The organism is Vibrio halioticoli NBRC 102217 (assembly GCF_000496695.1).
Lineage (GTDB): Bacteria > Pseudomonadota > Gammaproteobacteria > Enterobacterales > Vibrionaceae > Vibrio > Vibrio halioticoli.
Genome location: NZ_BAUJ01000026.1, coordinates 40,075 through 55,845 on the forward strand (window position 1 = coordinate 40,075; position 15,771 = coordinate 55,845).

The following is a 15,771-nucleotide window of genomic DNA, read 5'->3' on the forward strand; positions in this document are numbered from 1 at the left end:
TTTAATGAGATTCGATGTTTAGCTTACCAGTGCCATAAAGTGCCATCTTCGAGGCGACTCACTGGTAAGTAAGAGCGTTTGTATTCATACTTTGCTGCTTCTTGCTCATCAAACTCTACGCCTAACCCCGGTGCATCGCTGACCAAAATCATGCCATTTTCAAGTTTCATGTCGTGTTTGAAGATGGATTGACACTCTTCATTGCCAAAACCAACAAACTCTTGAATGCCAAAGTTATGCGTTGAGATATTAAGATGCATGTGCGCGGCAAAACAGATTGGTGATAGATCTGGCGCGCCATGCGGCGCGGTGCGCACGTTATACACGGCGGCAAAATCGGCAATTTTTTTCATTCCTGTTATGCCACCAGCGTGAGTCGCGGCGCAACGGATAAAGTCAATCCACTGATTTTGAATAAGATCTTTGCAATCCCAAATCGTATTGTAGGTTTCACCAAGCGCCAATGGCGTAGTGGTGTGATGGCGGATCAGTTTGTAATTTTCTTGGTTTTCGGCAATGGATGCATCTTCTAGGAACATCAAGTTATACGGTTCTAACATTTTGCCTAGTTTTGCAGATTCGATTGGCGTCAGACGACTATGGGTATCATGCAAGAATTTGGCTTTGTTACCAAAACGTTCTTTGGCTTTGGCAAACAACTCAGGAACAAGATCAAAATATTTACTGGTAGACCAATCCTGCTCTGGAGGTAACGGGCGGTTGCCTTGCAGTTCAAAGTAATCTTTCTTATCGCCAAGCACGCCATAAGTTTCCGATAATCCCGGAATAGCCGATTGCAAACGAACGGCGCTAAAGCCCTGTTCGATGCATTGCGCGGCTTTATCTAAGGTATCTTCAATAGTTTCGCCATTAGCGTGTGCATACAGGGTTACGCCATCGCGGCATTTACCGCCCAATAATTGATAAACTGGAAGCCCTGCTACCTTACCTTTAATGTCCCACAACGCCATATCAATAGCGGCAATGGCAGCCATAGTAATGGGACCACGACGCCAATACACGCCCATGTATAAGTATTGCCAAATGTCTTCAATGCGATGCGGGTCTCGGCCAATTAAACAAGGTTTTACGTGTTCTTCAAGATAGGTCGCCACTGCCATTTCGCGCCCATTAACGGTGGCATCACCCAATCCATATACGCCTTCATCTGTGATTACTTTCACAGTGACAAAATTTCGACCTGGGTTGGTAACAAATACTTTAATGTCTTGGATAATCATCTTGAGTCTCTCATTAACCTGTAGTGCAAATTCATTGCTCTGGTAAATTTATTTAGTAATTCTGTTAAGTAAAACGATTTACTAAAACGATTTGGTAAATCGGTTTACTTGCTATCATCTAGATCTGCGAATAGAATGTCAACTGTCTATTTTGATGTGGTTAACAGTTTAAAAATACAATATGAAGAAAATACGAATTGTCGATGTAGCGCAGCACGCTGGCGTCTCTAAAAGTACTGTCTCTCAGTATCTCAATGGACGCTTTGGGCATATGTCAGCGCAAACCAAAATCAAAATAGAGTCGGCAGTGAAAGAGCTCAACTATGTGCCCAACCCTATCGCCAGAAGTTTAAAGGTCGAAAAAACCAAGACTATTGGCGTGGTGGTGCGTGATATTACCGGCTTTAATACCAGCCGAGTAATGCGTGGCATCGATGACTATTGTAAAAAGCACAACTACAACGTGATGATTTATAACAGTGATTTTGATGCCAAGGCCGAGGAGCGCGCTTTACTGTCCCTGAAACAAATGTGCGTAGATGGCATTATCATGACTTCATCTGGCCTAAACTCTGCGCTAATTAATCAATTTATTGATAGCGGCATGCCAGTTGTGCAATTCCAGTTAGAGTATCCTGACTGTCAAAGTCATATGGTGCTGTCGGATTATCAAGAAGCCGCCTTTCAAGCCACTGAGCACTTGATCGAAATGGGTCACAAACGCATTTGTTTTGTCGCGCAAGATTTCTCAGATAACCGCTCACGTCAGGCGCGCTATCAAGGATATATGGATGCGCTCAATCAGCATGGTTTAGATGCTAGCCGTGAGTTGATTTTGTATTGGGATAGAGAAACGGGCTTTGAACATAGCCCTGTTGACGTATTACGAGGAGCGCAAGCACCCAGTGCGTTTTTTACCCAACATTTGGCGATCACTGTTGATCTACTGCAAGCCTTTAACGCTGCAAATATTGACGTTCCGCAACAAGCCTCAATTGTTGGGTTTGATGAAATCCCTATGGTCGAAATGTTCAAAGTGCCCGTTTCGGTATTGCGTCAAGACGCTTACCAAATCGGTCTAGAAACCGCCAAGCTCACCATTGAATCCATATTAGGAAAACACCCGCAGTTTCAACGCACTATTGTGCCTTGTACTCTAATTAAACGAGACTCGGTTCAGCGACTCAGATAATACTAATTTTTAACAGCGACATCGGTAAAAGCTCAGTATTTGCTGAGCTTTTTTGTTCGCCTCTTGCATCCCCTGTCACAATCTCTTTAAATGGTTACCCTGTACATTTCAGCACGTGACATTATCAAGGGAGTTCACATGTACTTAGTTTTATACTGCCACAATATCGGCAAGACCGATTATTCGTTTTTTGAAACCGAAGATTTTGATAAAGACGACGGATATATAGTGCGCGGTAAATGGCCCAATGAGCAGGCATTTCGTGATTACTTGCCCAAAGAGTTTGCCGATTTAAGCGACTATCATATTGTGGATTTGATTGCAGAAGGTCAGCACGCCGACAGCTATACCCAATCTGAATTGTTAGCAAAAGCCCAGGCTGTTATCTAATCATTCTTGCGCCGCCTTATTTAAGCCTTTCACTTAGGAACCACAATGGCAGAGCTAAAAAGAGACATCACACTTATTGGTGGCATAGGACAAATGTCGACCACCTTGCTCGGAACTGGACTATTTATGGTTCCCGCCATCGCCGCCAGTATTGCAGGTGAAAGCATGCTTTGGGCATGGTGGCTGCTGATCATTGCAGTGTGCCCTATCGCCTTTACTTTTGCTGCCCTTGGTAAACGTTATCCAAATGCGGGAGGCGCATCTTATTTTGTGAAAAAGGCATTCGGCTCTCGGCTCGAAAAAGTCATTGCGCTGCTGTTTATTAGCGTTATTCCTGTCGGCGTTCCTGCGGCGATCGCTATTGCCGGCGGTTTTGCGCAACAATTTTTACCGCAAGCACTAGCAAAACCCATTATTGCTCAGCTACTTGTTGTGGTGCTGTTGATGGTAGTTAACTTCTCAGGAAGTAAAATCTCTAGCCAGTTTCAAACAGGGATTGCCATCGGCATTGCCATATTAGTCGGGCTATTTTTATGGTTTGGCAATATTGCTGCCACTGATGCTATGCCCACAGCAATCACTAGCAGCACTCATTTTAGTCACATTGGTAATGCCATTGCCGTGATGTTTTGGTGCTTTGTCGGCATTGAAGCTTTTGCGCATATGGGAGAAGAATTTAAACGCCCTGAACGAGATTACCCGTTAGCCATTTTAATCGGCTGTTTGATTGCAGGTGCGGTGTATTATCTGTTTTCTACTGTGGTATTGAAGTATCACGCCTACGGCACTCAAGCACTGAATACTACCTCTGTTCCCTATCTTGCCAACTTACTGTTTGGACCTAAAGTCAGTTGGTTAATTAGCTTAACCGGCTTTTTAGCTTGCTTTGCCACCATCAATCTCTATACGCAAAGCCTATCGCGCATGCTGTGGTCTTTGGCGCGCGAATATCGCCCAGCCAGCGCCATGACTCGTCTCTCACCAAAAGGGGTGCCGAGCAAAGCCACCGCTATTGTCGGCATCACTTTGGCGTTATCGTGCATATTGGGTGATTTATCCAACATTGATGTAGAAGTGTTTCTTACTCTCACTAATGGCATCTTTGTCGTGATTTATCTCTTTGCCATGCTAAGTGCGGTGAAGTTATTGACCGGGAAAGGTCGCTATCTTGCAATACTATCAAGCTTATTATGTGTGTTAGTTTTATGCTCTATAGGCTTGGCAATGAGTTATGCCCTAGGGCTATTTATTCTGATTTGGTTATTAGTGCCTAAATTTAACAAGTAAACCAATCACACTAAGTAAATGATCAGAACGAGCCTAGAAAAAGTAAAAGGGCAGCGATTATGACAATCGCTGCCCTTTTGATAAATGCGAAATTTAATTTATGTCATCTACAGCTTTAAATGAATATTGCAATCGCTGGAGCAATCAATACCGTTGCGACGCCAGAAAACAACATAATCAAGCTAGCAATTGTGCCCGCTTTAGAGTGAATCCCGTAAGCAATCGCCGTACCTGAACCATGCGCAGAAGCACCTAAACCTGCACCTTTACCGTGACGAGAACGTACTTTAAATAGGCGTAGCATAGTCTCACCAACCACAATCCCAACAATACCGGTCATTACTACAAAGATTGCCGTTAAATCAGGTTTACCACCAATCTCTTTGGAAGCCACTACAGCAAAAGGAGTTGTAATAGAACGCACCGCTAGGCTTTTTTGTAGGATATCGGATAAATGCATCGCTTTACTTAACAATATAGTACTCACCAATGCCGCAACTACGGCAACGATGACACCGGTAGTTATCGATAACCAGTGGTTTCTAATGACTTTTTTATTTTCATACACTGGAATAGCGAACGCTACCGTTGCAGGACCTAACATCCATACCAACCAGTGTGATTCTTTAATATAGTCTGTGTAACTGATGCCTGAAGTTAAAAGCATTGCCACAATCAATACTGGCACAGACACCAGTGGTATCAACCAAACTTGTTGAAAACGGCCATGCATTGCTTTTGTTAAGTAGTAACCCGCTAGTGTAAACAAGAAGCAAAATATTGCGATATAGGTGTGCATTATCGATTACTCCTAATTTTTTTAAGTTCGTATCGATAAACGGTATCTACAACCACTGCGGTACTGGTCAATACAAATGCGGTACTAATTAAAATAACCGCGCCAATTTTTAAACCTTGATGTTCAAAAAGCGAACCATAATTCACAACAGCGATGACTGCTGGGATAAAAAACAACAACATTTCGGCAATCAGCCAATTTGAACCCGCTTTTAACCACTGCACTTTTACTACATTGCTGAACAACAAGGCTAGCAACAAGAACATGCCCAAGACATTTGAAGGTAAAGGAATGTTGAAATTGCTGACTAACCAACTAGATAATAACCAAATCAGACATAACATAACGATTTGTACTGTTGTTACACCTGCGTATTTAAATTTTTCGATATTCATGTGAATTGCCAAACTATTTATTTCACAAGCATTATTAATTATTGCTTATACGAACTCAAATGAATAATATAGATACAGTTCATGCCATAATGGAATACTTGTATGTCAATGAAGGCACTTCAATACTTCACTACCCTAGTCAACTGCCGCAGCTTTACCAAAGCCTCAGAGCACCTGTTTGTCACGCAACCGACAATCAGTAAGGCGCTAAAATCACTAGAAACCAGTTATGGACATGCGTTAATACACCGCAACGGTCGAGACATAGAATTGACTGAGGCAGGTAGAATCGTCTTCTCCTATGCCGAGTCGGTACTATTTCAACAAAAAGAAATGCAAATTAGGCTCAATGATTTACAAACCCTAAAATCGGGTAAAATCACCTTAGGCATTCCGCCAATGGTAGGACATCTATATACCAACCTGATTCAAGAATTCTCTCGCCTATACCCCGATATTGAAGTGTCTATTGTAGAAAGTGGCAGTAGAAAACTTGAAAGTGATGTTGTAGAAGGCAACATAGATATCTCTATTACTATGTTGACGCAAAAAGACTCACGCTTTAATACTTGGCCATTAGACACCCACCCCATCTTAGCGGTACTACCGAAAACTCCCCAATGGCAAGATATCGATATCATCGACATTATTGATTTAAAAGATCTGCCTTTTTATATGTACAACTCTGAATTTGTTATTTCAGAAGTCATTACGCAAATGTGTCTAGAAATGGGGTTCACCCCAAGCATAGGAGTAAGAAGTAGCCAATGGGATTTTCTGGCGGCTATGGTCAAAAGTGGTATGGGGGTCAGCTTTATGCCTGAGCCTATTTGTCGACGTTTAAATTCTGATGACTATTACTTTATTCCCATCAAACAAAACATTCGCTGGGAGCTCGCGGCAATTTGGAGCAAAGAGCACTACGTGTCTAAAGCCAGTAAAGCGATGCTTAGCCTCATACAAAGTAATCAATGGAGCGTCACTAGACACCCTCTATAACTTTTGTGATAGTTACAAATTAATCAATAACAAAAAATTATTGTTAATATAAATTATCATAATTTTTATTAATGCGATCACTTACATATACTTCTCCTATCAAAACAAAGCACGTTACAAAACGTGCAACAGACATTAAAAGATAGGAACAGATTATGAAAATGAACCACGTAGGCATTATGGTTGGCGATATGGACCAAGCAGTTGAGTTTTATACGAAAGCACTTGGCCTAAAAATTGTCATGAACAACACTAAAGTGATTGAAGAGCGTGAAACTGCGATTGGTCGTATGTGTATTGCTGTGTTTGGCGAAGGCTTTAAAGGCTTTAACATTGCCCACCTGGTGACTTCTGATGGTATCGGTGTAGAGATGTTTGAAATGAAAGAGCGTCAACAACGCCATGAAGTTGATTTCTCTCGTCTAGGTATTTTCCACTTCTGCCTACAAACCGATGATTTTGCGGGTGTTATAGAGCGTACAGAACAATACGGCGGTAAAGTGCGTATGGATATTATGCGCTATCACCCAGAAGACGACAGCAAGCCTGCGCAAATGGTTTACCTAGAAGACCCGTTCGGTAATTTATTTGAACTTTACTCGCATACGTACGAAGAAACATACGCGACAGATTACGAATAACACCAATCGTACTAAATAACAGGTCATTCTAGCTTGTTTAGGATAAGACCATTCATTAAAAAAGAGGATAAGCCTGTTGGGCTTATCCTCTTTTCTCTATACGGCTCCACCGAACACGCATTATGACTGGTAAAGGCGCTAATTAGAAAAACTAGAGCTCTTTACAGTCTTCACATAAACAGTTCACTTCAAGCTGCTCACTGGCAAACACGAACCCTGCTTGCGCTACATTTTCTTTTAACTCTTCAACCAGCGCAGAGCTAATGCTAATTTCTTTGACCTTAAAGCAGTTTGAACAAATCAAGAACTGTGAGGCCTCATGATTATGATCACAGGTGATGTGCATACATGAGATGTATTTGTTGGCAATTTGCAATCGATGCACTAAGCCCTGCTCTTGCAAAAACTCCAAGATACGATAAACCGACATAGCCGACATACTTTCACTGTACATCTCTTTATAGAGATCAACGATCTCATACGCAGATAACGCTTTCTCTGATCCCGTTAAGCACAAAAGAATCTGTTTTCTCTTATTGGTTAGTTGACCACCATTCTGCTTACACTTGGCAGTCGCATGCTCAATAATCATTTTAGAGTAAGAAAGTTTTAAAATATCTGACATAGGTTTATTAGTATCACGTCTTTAGCAATGAAATAGCGTACCAGTTTACTGCAAAACACCACAAATTTCTGTCTGTTTACCTAAAAAACACACTTTAAATTTCTCGCTAGCGTCACATTGTTTTAGATTCCGAACCTGATTAAGTATCAAAACAGGTTAAAGCATTGCTGTGTTTTTGAGCGTTTATTATCTATTAATGACTAAATATCCATCATTTACGATGCTAAATAAGTTCATTAAATTGTAATGTAGGTGCCGTAAACACGCCCAAAGTAGAAATATTTCATCTAGAAGAAAATAATATTGCACATAAAATGCTATTGCGATCACTTATTTATTCAATGTTATCTAACTTATTTTGCATTGATGACTAACTAAAAGTTAGCGGAGTATCACAGTATTAAAAGATAATATAAACTTAACCTGCAATAGAATACGTAACATTTCCATTTCACTACGTATTAACATTATTTATATTCACAATTTAAAATAAATACCATTTTAACCCAATTAAACATACTGTCATTTTTATTTTTTACAAAACAATAAAAATAACCTGAATTAATCTTTTCATTTAAACTAACAAACCCTTAATAATCAGTAGCTTAAACCAACCAAATTAATGAAAGGATAAGAAGGCACAAACATAACACAAGCATTACCAATCAATTAACCTTACTAATGACAAATATAAGGGTTACTTATTCATGGTATTTAACATTTATTACTGATTAATATTAAAGCTAATAAGCGAACGTAAATCACACAATTTATATTTAATCTAATTTTCTAATGAAAAATAAGTATTTACTGTTATTTAAACCCTGCATACACTGAATTCCAATTTCATTTCTTGAAATTTTAATGAGAATTCCCTCGAATTTGAGTTTTTATAAAAGGATACTATGAATAATATACGATTAGCCGGTTTATCCACGGCCCTAATAACAGGGCTATGCTTAAACCCAATTACAATTGCAATGGCCAATGCCAGTGAGATCAACGGTGTTGATATCGGCACTTCAGCAAAAGAGAGCCAGTGGTGGAGCACCTATTCCATTGACGTTCTTAACTCTAGTGGTGCAGATATTGATATGCGAGGTGCAACGTTAGAGTTTGTACTTCCAACCAGTGTCAGCGGCTTCCAGTTTTCGGGTACGGGCATGACCTACCCTACATGGGATTTAACAACTAGCCCTGCAGCCGACGGTGTGCTGCATCGCATTGAATTTTCTTTTGATGAAGGCTCTTGGATCAAAGACCACCTAACTGCCAACAACTCTTTCGCGTTCTCTTTTGGCTATGACGGTACACTGGAAGACATTAGCGCTTTCGAAAACTCAATTGTCTTTAGCAGTAAAGACGGTGACGTTACTCCGCCACCACCTGTCGTTGAAGAGCCAGCAACAGTAGTGGCTGGGCTAAAAGGACAATACACTATTGTTGATAACGCCGTAGATATTGCATTCAATGTTGAAACGACCGCAGCAGTAGACGCTTACGCTAAGCTAGTACAAGGTGAGCAAGTACTTACTGAACTATCAAAAACGGTAGATGGCGTCTCTGATTTTGTTCTACAAAGTCAAAATGCCGTTGCAGGCAGTTACGAAGTCGTCATTGGTGGCACCTACGATAATGACGGTCAAGCGTTACCGATCGCAGAGCAACGTTTCGCAGTCAGCTTCATTGAAGCGGAAGAAGAAGCACCTGAAATTACACCAACCATTAACGTTACTGGCTTAACCGATCAGTATGAGTTAGTTGACTCCGCAGTTAATATCCCTCTAACGGTTGAAAGTAACACTGAAATTTTAGTGGAAGCTAAGCTAGTACAAGGTGCGCAAGAGTTAGTTAGCGTACAACAAATGGTGGATGGTTTCTTAGGTCTAACCCTAGAAGGCACAAACCTTGCGCAAGGCAGTTATGAAGTTGTTGTAAGCGGTACTTACAACGATGGCGAAACAAGCACTCCGGTAGCTGAGCAGCGCTTTGCTGTTACTCTGCAAGACAAAGAAGAAGTTGCTCTTCCACCGCAAGTGAGCTTTACATCACCAAACAGTGGCAGCTTAATTAAAGTCAATCAAGCAGTACAAATCAGTGTTGATGCGTCTGCTGAGCACAACGACCTATCTAATGTTTCAATCACAGCTAATGGCACCACTATTTGTGAGTTTGATGCATTCTCTAGCAATAACTTTGCTTGTGATTGGACTCCGACCACTATCGGTAGCGTGAAGCTAACCGCTATTGCAACTGACGAAGAAAACCTATCCACCAGTAGCAACATTAATATCACTGTGATTGATGAAAATAACCTAGGCAACTTGTCTTGTGATATTTCTCAAGTTTACTACACAGATAGCCAAGGTGATGTTCGTGAGTGTATGGGTGATGACCACCCACGAAGAGTGGTCGGTTACTTCACATCATGGCGTAATGGTAGCAACGGATTCCCAACTTACTTAGTTAAGGACATTCCGTGGGATAAAATTACCCACATCAACTACGCATTTGCAGGTCTTGATTCTAATACGATTGAGTTTACCTTAGATGACAGTGCCACTGAGATGGAATGGCCAGGCGTTGCGGGCGCAGAGATGGACCCTGCTCTACCATACAAAGGTCACTTCAACTTATTAAACAAGTACAAGAAACTGTACCCAGATGTTAAGACCATTCTAGCCGTTGGCGGTTGGGCTGAAACCGGCGGTTTCTACTCAGGAACAACCAATCCAAACTGTACTGTTAACCATGAAGGCATCGACAAGATTGCAACTCAATCTGTTGAATACGTTCGTAAATATGGCTTTGACGGTATCGACTACGACTACGAATACCCAACATCTATGTCAGATGCAGGTAACCCTGTCGACTGGCCTCTATCAAATATCTGTCGCGGACAATTATTTGAAAACTACGTTGAGTTGATGAAAGTTACTCGTGAAAAACTGGATGAAGCCGGTGAAGAAGATGGACGTAAGTACCTATTTACTATCGCTTCTCCATCATCAGCGTACCTATTGCGCGGTATGGAAAACTTCCAAGTTACGCAGTACCTAGACTTCATTAACTTGATGACTTATGACTTCCACGGTACTTGGAACCATTTTGTTGGCCATAACGCAGCTCTATTTGATAACCGTATTGATAGCGAGTTAGAAGCGGGCGGCATTTACGGAACCGCGCAATACAAAGGCATTGGTTACCTAAACGCAGCGTGGACAGGTCAATACTTCCGTGGCGCAGTAGACCCTGGCAAACTGAATATCGGTGTTCCATTCTATACCCGTGGTTGGAAAGATGTTGAAGGTGGCGTAAATGGTTACAACGGCACATCTCCACTGCCACAACAATCTGATTGCCCAGCAGGAACAGGATTAAACGATCCATGTGGCGCAGGCGCTGAAGGTATTGATAACCTATGGCATGACGTTGACGACAATGGCGTTGAAGTTGCAGCGGGCGTTGTACCTATGTGGCACGCGAAGAACCTTGAGCATGCACAAAGCCTTGGCTTAACGGACTCAATCCCTAGTTATGGTAACGAGTGGGGCTTGGATGCCAACAATCCTAAGCACCTTATCTCTGGCACTTATACCCGTCACTTCGATGAGAAAGCAAAAGTACCTTGGTTATGGAATGCCTCGAAAAAAGTATTCTTATCAACCGAAGATGAAGAGTCAATGGGCCACAAAATTGAGTACATTAAAGACCGTGGCTTTGGTGGGATCATGATTTGGGAGCTTGCGGGTGACTACGGCTTTGACGAAGAGAGAAACGAATATTACATGGGTCAAACCCTTGTGACGCAAATGTACGATGGCTTCAAAGAAGCGGCGCCGTACAGCGTGCAGCACAACGATATTCTTGACACTCCAACGGCACAAGTCGACATTGATATCTCTGTGGAATTCCCAGTAGGTGACAATAACTATCCGTTCAACCCTAAGTTTACTTTCACCAATAACAGTGCTGCTGAAATTCCTGGCGGAACCGTTATCCAGTTCCTACTTCCAACTTCAACGTCGGACGTATTAACTGACTGGTCAGGAACAGGCGCAGAAATTACGTACAATGCCGGCAACGACAACGTACAAGGTGAGCGTCCTAACCACATGGTTGAAGATTTCCACGTGGCAGAACTGGTTCTTCCATCTTGGCAATCACTTGCTCCGGGCGGAGAAACAACTCTTGATTTGGTGTACTACCTACCAGCGACAATTGGTACTCAAAGTATCCGCTTCTTGATTGATGACCAAGTTGTCGGCATCAAGTCAGCATTCCCTGAACTACCAGAGTATGCACAAGGAGATGCTACAGACCCTGAAAGCCCAGAAACTGACCCAGAAAATCCGGGAACAGCTCCTGAAGCTCCAGACACTGATCCAAGCGATGTAGTCGATTGGGTTGGCGGTCAAACAACAGTAAGCAATGGTGACATCGTAAGATTCCAAGGTGAATGCTTCAAAGCGAAAAACAACCCTGGCGCTTGGGAATCACCAAAAGCAGGAAGCTGGTTCTGGGATGCAGTCACTTGCCCATAACCGAGCAAAGTAAAAAATAAAAAGTAACCTAACTACAGGGTCAGCGTCTTTCAAAAGTATTGCCATTGTGAAAGCAAATGCGATGCAAAATGAAAGACCTGACCCTGATTTTATTTAGTTCAAATGCCCTATTTCTTCACTGATTAGTTCTAAGATTTTGTCCTTGATGGCATCTTTATTTTCCGCGGCATAGATATTGTCTTTGCCAACGCAATCCCTAAGCCCTGTATTACTATTGACAGGATAATCAAATCCGATCACGGCTAGGCGCGCTTTAACTTCCTTATGTTCGCTAGTCCAGTGACTTAAAGTATTTGTTAGTTTAATTTATGTTCAAACTTTCAAAAAATCACCAAATACCACTTTTGGGTTATTTACTACTCTCTATTACGCCAACTCAAAAAAACCAAAGGGGGTCAGGTCTTGAAATTTGCATAAATATCTCATCATGCAAATTTCAAGACCTGACCCCCACGAACTAAATTAAAGAGTCGCTACCCCAGGCACTTCGATAACTGAATTAGCATTCGCTCGTTCTATTATCTTAAGTATCGTAGTTTGTACTAACTCACTCTCGCGAATATCAGTTTCACAAGAAAAACGCTCCTCTTGTACGCAGTCCCCTTCCGATAAGATAAACTGCACTGATACTACCGTTGCGCACTCTTTGGTTTCCCCATGATACGCCAACGTAATCTGAGGGTATCCATTAACCCCTTTCTTAACCTGCTTAGCTATACGTTTTTTCGCTTTGTCCAAATTCATACACATCCTTTAACCCCCAAGCGGGGTCAGGTCTTGAAATTTGCACCACTATACTACAAGCATATCCAATTCAGCTTTATTGCCTCTTTTACTACAACTCCTATCACACTCTTGTAAGTACACAATGAATTCTATCAACATCTCCCTTAATGCATTTAAACCGTCAGGAATTACCAACGGGGTCAGGTCTTGAATTTTACATAAATTACCATCAATGCAAAATTCAAGACCTGACCCCCATTACTGCCCCCCATTACAGTAAATAACTCAATAAAATAATCCTTAGCAAAATATGAAATAGCTTGAATATTCAATTCTAAACACTCATCCAATATTCATAGAAAAAGTGTTACCTCATCATGAAAGAACAGCGTGAAACAAGTTGTTTCATGTTAATCCCAGAAAATTAAAGTAAAGATTATCCCATGCAAATAAACAGATGTTGGATTGGTTTAAGGTATGAACAATATAGTGAAATTTATTGGTTGTATTAGAAGGTATATTATTTTTATAACTTTAATCAGCATCTCATTTGGCGCTTACTCTGCTCAGTATAAATTGTACAAACACAATAATGAAGCCAATAAGTCTACTTTAATAATTAATGGCAACATAGAGAATGGAGAGTATGGTAAGTTTGTAAAATTCATATCAGAGATAACTGATAATATTTCATCTGTCATATTACAATCAAATGGTGGTTATCTTAACGATGCCATTGAGATAGCCAACTATATTAATAAATCTGGATGGAACACTGATGTTGAAACATACTGCAACTCATGTTGTGTTATCATTTTTCTATCCGGAAAGCATAGAACTGCATACGAAAAATCACATATAGGTGCACATAGCCCGTACTACGGTGATCTTAAACGCGATTATAGACAAGATCTGAAAAAATCAGCTTTATATAATAGATTATTTAATATCCTATCACGCTATCTAAATGACATTAAAATATCCAAACAAATAATAGACCAAATGTATGATACTCCTTCTAGAAATAGACTAGAGTTAAACACTAATAATCATGATCATCCTTGGGAGATAATAACTAAGAGTTTTTTGTACAGTTAACGTAGCGTTAACTTTGATTCTTGGATTTTCTTTATAATTTCTTTAAGTACCGGTTTATTAACCACATTACGATTCGCCACTATCAGGTAAAGATCCATCTTACCGATAACACCTGAAAAAGAGTAAACCTCATGGCTAAGGGTGCTTGCTGTTTGTTCTGATACAATGCCTGTGTATTTAGAGTTCTCAATAATATCATAGAAAGATATAAGGCTATCAATGAGATATTCATTAGTACCTGGGTTAGATGTAAACTTATCACTGTAATCATCAAGCCATTTTAATTTAATTATATTCTTTGGTTCAGACTCAATAATATCTCCATGGAATTGTTTCGAACGAAGAAAAACCAAATCATCAGTTTGAATTTTATGACATTGATATCGTCTGTCTATTAAAGGCTTTTTATCAATGAACAAATCTATCTCACCAATTAAAAGATCTGAATATGCTTTTTCTCTAGTCGGATAATTATTCAGTTCTTTAAACGATAGTTCCTCACACTTCAATGCTTCGTCATGCAAAAGACGTACGAAAAACGTACTATTAACTTGTATCGGTTTTAATAACGTGATTTGAGGAATACTTGTGCGAAACATTTCATACTCAAAGACAACAGAGTTTAAACTAGCTGTTATTTTTGAATATAAAAACTTTCCTTCACTAGTTGGCGTTAGTGCAATCCCGTTCTTGATAAAAAGTTTCTTCCCACAATCTTGCTCAAGATTAGTAATAGCTCTAGATAGAGATGAAATAGAAGTATTTGCTTTCTTTGCAATATCTCTAAAATTATCTCCCTCATAAACATATTTAAAAAGTACCAGTTCTTTTAGCATGATCTTCTCATCTGTTACTGCCTTCTGTTCGAGTTAGGATTCTCAAACTCATAAGAATAAACCGAAAGAATAAAATAACAACCCTACGAAAATTTTATTCATTTATCAAATCAGAATGCGCCATCAACATTGCCCCTGCTATCTAGCTTATCAAGTGTTTGAAACTTCTGTGCTCCCGATCTACTATTCGATAAAGCGGGGTCAGGTCTTGAAATTTGCATATATGCAAATTTCAAGACCTGACCCCGCAACAGCGCCCCTAAAACCTAGAGAATAAACATGAACTACTTTGAATCCCCTTTCGCTGGTGTACCGTTGCAGCAGCAAGTGACCAACCCAAACATCATTGTAGGTAAGCACAGTTATTACTCTGGGTACTATCATGGACACAGTTTTGATGATTGTGCTCGGTATCTTGCACCTGATAGAGATGATGTTGATAGGCTTATTATTGGCAGTTTTTGCTCTATTGGTTCTGGTGCGGCATTTATTATGGCGGGGAATCAAGGGCACAGGCATGACTGGATAAGTACTTTTCCGTTTTTCTATCAAGATGATGAAACTTTTGCACAAGCCAAAGATGGTTTTGAGCGCGTCGGAGATACCATAATAGGTAATGATGTTTGGATTGGGACGGAAGCGATGATTATGCCCGGAGTAAACATTGGGCATGGCGCTGTGATTTCAAGTCGCGCTGTTGTTACCAAAGACGTCTCCCCTTATGAAATAGTAGGGTCAAACCCGGCTAAGCACATTAAATTTCGTTTTTCTGACACTGAAATCACTATGCTACTAGAGATGCAGTGGTGGGATTGGCCTCAAGGCGTTCTTAAACAAGCTGTGCCCTATTTGTGCTCGAACGATATTCAAGCGCTGTATCAGTATTGGCAATCGCAAATATCTAATACCAACCACACTAAGTAAGTGATCAGAACTAGTGCAAGAAAAATGCTCGAGAACAAGGCAGAATTTTGATA

General features: G+C 40.6%; 14 protein-coding genes. 8 read left to right on the plus strand and 6 right to left on the minus strand.

Features of this window, described 5'->3' with window-relative positions; all coding sequences use genetic code 11:
• Positions 1–23: 23 nt before the first annotated feature.
• The gene (gene manD, locus VHA01S_RS09205; RefSeq protein ID WP_023404093.1) at positions 24–1,241 is read right to left on the minus strand and encodes a D-mannonate dehydratase ManD; all 1,218 of its coding nucleotides are present in this window, start codon (positions 1,239–1,241) and stop codon (positions 24–26) included.
• Positions 1,242–1,422: 181 nt separating this feature from the next.
• On the opposite strand from manD, the gene VHA01S_RS09210 reads away from it, so the two are divergent.
• The 3 genes from VHA01S_RS09210 (at position 1,423) to yjeH (ending at position 4,110) form a co-directional block, all read left to right on the plus strand.
• Positions 1,423–2,433 carry a LacI family DNA-binding transcriptional regulator gene (locus VHA01S_RS09210; RefSeq protein WP_023404094.1) on the plus strand — a complete coding sequence of 337 codons (1,011 nt, stop codon included), beginning with the start codon at positions 1,423–1,425 and terminating at the stop codon, positions 2,431–2,433.
• 138 nt (positions 2,434–2,571) lie between these two features.
• The gene (locus tag VHA01S_RS09215) at positions 2,572–2,823 is read left to right on the plus strand and encodes a hypothetical protein (RefSeq protein WP_023404095.1); all 252 of its coding nucleotides are present in this window, start codon (positions 2,572–2,574) and stop codon (positions 2,821–2,823) included.
• Between the two features lie 45 nt (positions 2,824–2,868).
• A complete protein-coding gene (gene yjeH, locus VHA01S_RS09220) occupies positions 2,869–4,110 on the plus strand; it encodes an L-methionine/branched-chain amino acid transporter (protein ID WP_023404096.1) in 1,242 nt (413 codons plus the stop codon).
• A 115-nt stretch (positions 4,111–4,225) separates the two neighbouring features.
• Here yjeH and VHA01S_RS09225 read toward each other — a convergent pair whose 3' ends face one another.
• Both VHA01S_RS09225 and VHA01S_RS09230 read right to left on the minus strand, forming a co-directional pair.
• Positions 4,226–4,912, minus strand: a complete 687-nt coding sequence (locus VHA01S_RS09225; protein WP_205530079.1) for an LrgB family protein — start codon at positions 4,910–4,912, stop codon at positions 4,226–4,228.
• A complete protein-coding gene (locus VHA01S_RS09230) occupies positions 4,909–5,304 on the minus strand; it encodes a CidA/LrgA family protein (RefSeq protein ID WP_023404098.1) in 396 nt (131 codons plus the stop codon). Before VHA01S_RS09230 ends, VHA01S_RS09225 begins: the two co-directional genes overlap by 4 nt.
• A 102-nt stretch (positions 5,305–5,406) precedes the next feature.
• Between VHA01S_RS09230 and VHA01S_RS09235 the strand changes: the two genes are divergently transcribed.
• On the plus strand, positions 5,407–6,303 hold the full coding sequence (locus VHA01S_RS09235) for a LysR family transcriptional regulator (RefSeq protein ID WP_023404099.1): 897 nt from the start codon (positions 5,407–5,409) through the stop codon (positions 6,301–6,303).
• A 155-nt stretch (positions 6,304–6,458) separates the two neighbouring features.
• Positions 6,459–6,944 (plus strand): VOC family protein, encoded by a 486-nt coding sequence (locus tag VHA01S_RS09240; RefSeq protein ID WP_023404100.1) that lies wholly within the window; start codon positions 6,459–6,461, stop codon positions 6,942–6,944.
• 151 nt (positions 6,945–7,095) lie between these two features.
• Here VHA01S_RS09240 and VHA01S_RS09245 read toward each other — a convergent pair whose 3' ends face one another.
• Entirely contained in the window at positions 7,096–7,569 is a 474-nt protein-coding gene (locus VHA01S_RS09245; RefSeq protein ID WP_023404101.1) for a Fur family transcriptional regulator, read from the minus strand.
• A 905-nt stretch (positions 7,570–8,474) separates the two neighbouring features.
• On the opposite strand from VHA01S_RS09245, the gene VHA01S_RS17815 reads away from it, so the two are divergent.
• Positions 8,475–12,113, plus strand: coding sequence for a glycosyl hydrolase family 18 protein (locus VHA01S_RS17815; protein WP_023404102.1), 3,639 nt, complete (start codon positions 8,475–8,477; stop codon positions 12,111–12,113).
• Between the two features lie 483 nt (positions 12,114–12,596).
• Here VHA01S_RS17815 and VHA01S_RS09255 read toward each other — a convergent pair whose 3' ends face one another.
• Positions 12,597–12,878, minus strand: coding sequence for a hypothetical protein (locus VHA01S_RS09255; RefSeq protein WP_023404104.1), 282 nt, complete (start codon positions 12,876–12,878; stop codon positions 12,597–12,599).
• Positions 12,879–13,337: 459 nt separating this feature from the next.
• On the opposite strand from VHA01S_RS09255, the gene VHA01S_RS09260 reads away from it, so the two are divergent.
• Entirely contained in the window at positions 13,338–13,958 is a 621-nt protein-coding gene (locus tag VHA01S_RS09260) for a hypothetical protein (protein WP_023404105.1), read from the plus strand.
• On the opposite strand, the gene VHA01S_RS09265 is transcribed toward VHA01S_RS09260, so the two are convergent.
• The gene (locus VHA01S_RS09265) at positions 13,955–14,794 is read right to left on the minus strand and encodes a LysR family transcriptional regulator (protein ID WP_023404106.1); all 840 of its coding nucleotides are present in this window, start codon (positions 14,792–14,794) and stop codon (positions 13,955–13,957) included. The two genes, VHA01S_RS09260 and VHA01S_RS09265, sit on opposite strands and share 4 nt — an antisense overlap.
• A 279-nt stretch (positions 14,795–15,073) precedes the next feature.
• Here VHA01S_RS09265 and catB point away from each other — a divergent pair, with 279 nt between their 5' ends.
• Positions 15,074–15,718 carry a type B chloramphenicol O-acetyltransferase gene (catB, locus tag VHA01S_RS09270; RefSeq protein ID WP_023404107.1) on the plus strand — a complete coding sequence of 215 codons (645 nt, stop codon included), beginning with the start codon at positions 15,074–15,076 and terminating at the stop codon, positions 15,716–15,718.
• Positions 15,719–15,771 lie beyond the last annotated feature (53 nt).

Coding starts and splice junctions, on each gene's coding strand:
- manD (WP_023404093.1), bottom strand. CDS start 1,241: ATGATTATCCAAGACATTAAAGTATTTGTTACCAACCCAGGTCGAAAT.
- VHA01S_RS09210 (WP_023404094.1), top strand. CDS start 1,423: ATGAAGAAAATACGAATTGTCGATGTAGCGCAGCACGCTGGCGTCTCT.
- VHA01S_RS09215 (WP_023404095.1), top strand. CDS start 2,572: ATGTACTTAGTTTTATACTGCCACAATATCGGCAAGACCGATTATTCG.
- yjeH (WP_023404096.1), top strand. CDS start 2,869: ATGGCAGAGCTAAAAAGAGACATCACACTTATTGGTGGCATAGGACAA.
- VHA01S_RS09230 (WP_023404098.1), bottom strand. CDS start 5,304: ATGAATATCGAAAAATTTAAATACGCAGGTGTAACAACAGTACAAATC.
- VHA01S_RS09235 (WP_023404099.1), top strand. CDS start 5,407: ATGTCAATGAAGGCACTTCAATACTTCACTACCCTAGTCAACTGCCGC.
- VHA01S_RS09240 (WP_023404100.1), top strand. CDS start 6,459: ATGAAAATGAACCACGTAGGCATTATGGTTGGCGATATGGACCAAGCA.
- VHA01S_RS09245 (WP_023404101.1), bottom strand. CDS start 7,569: ATGTCAGATATTTTAAAACTTTCTTACTCTAAAATGATTATTGAGCAT.
- VHA01S_RS17815 (WP_023404102.1), top strand. CDS start 8,475: ATGAATAATATACGATTAGCCGGTTTATCCACGGCCCTAATAACAGGG.
- VHA01S_RS09255 (WP_023404104.1), bottom strand. CDS start 12,878: ATGAATTTGGACAAAGCGAAAAAACGTATAGCTAAGCAGGTTAAGAAA.
- VHA01S_RS09260 (WP_023404105.1), top strand. CDS start 13,338: ATGAACAATATAGTGAAATTTATTGGTTGTATTAGAAGGTATATTATT.
- VHA01S_RS09265 (WP_023404106.1), bottom strand. CDS start 14,794: ATGCTAAAAGAACTGGTACTTTTTAAATATGTTTATGAGGGAGATAAT.
- catB (WP_023404107.1), top strand. CDS start 15,074: ATGAACTACTTTGAATCCCCTTTCGCTGGTGTACCGTTGCAGCAGCAA.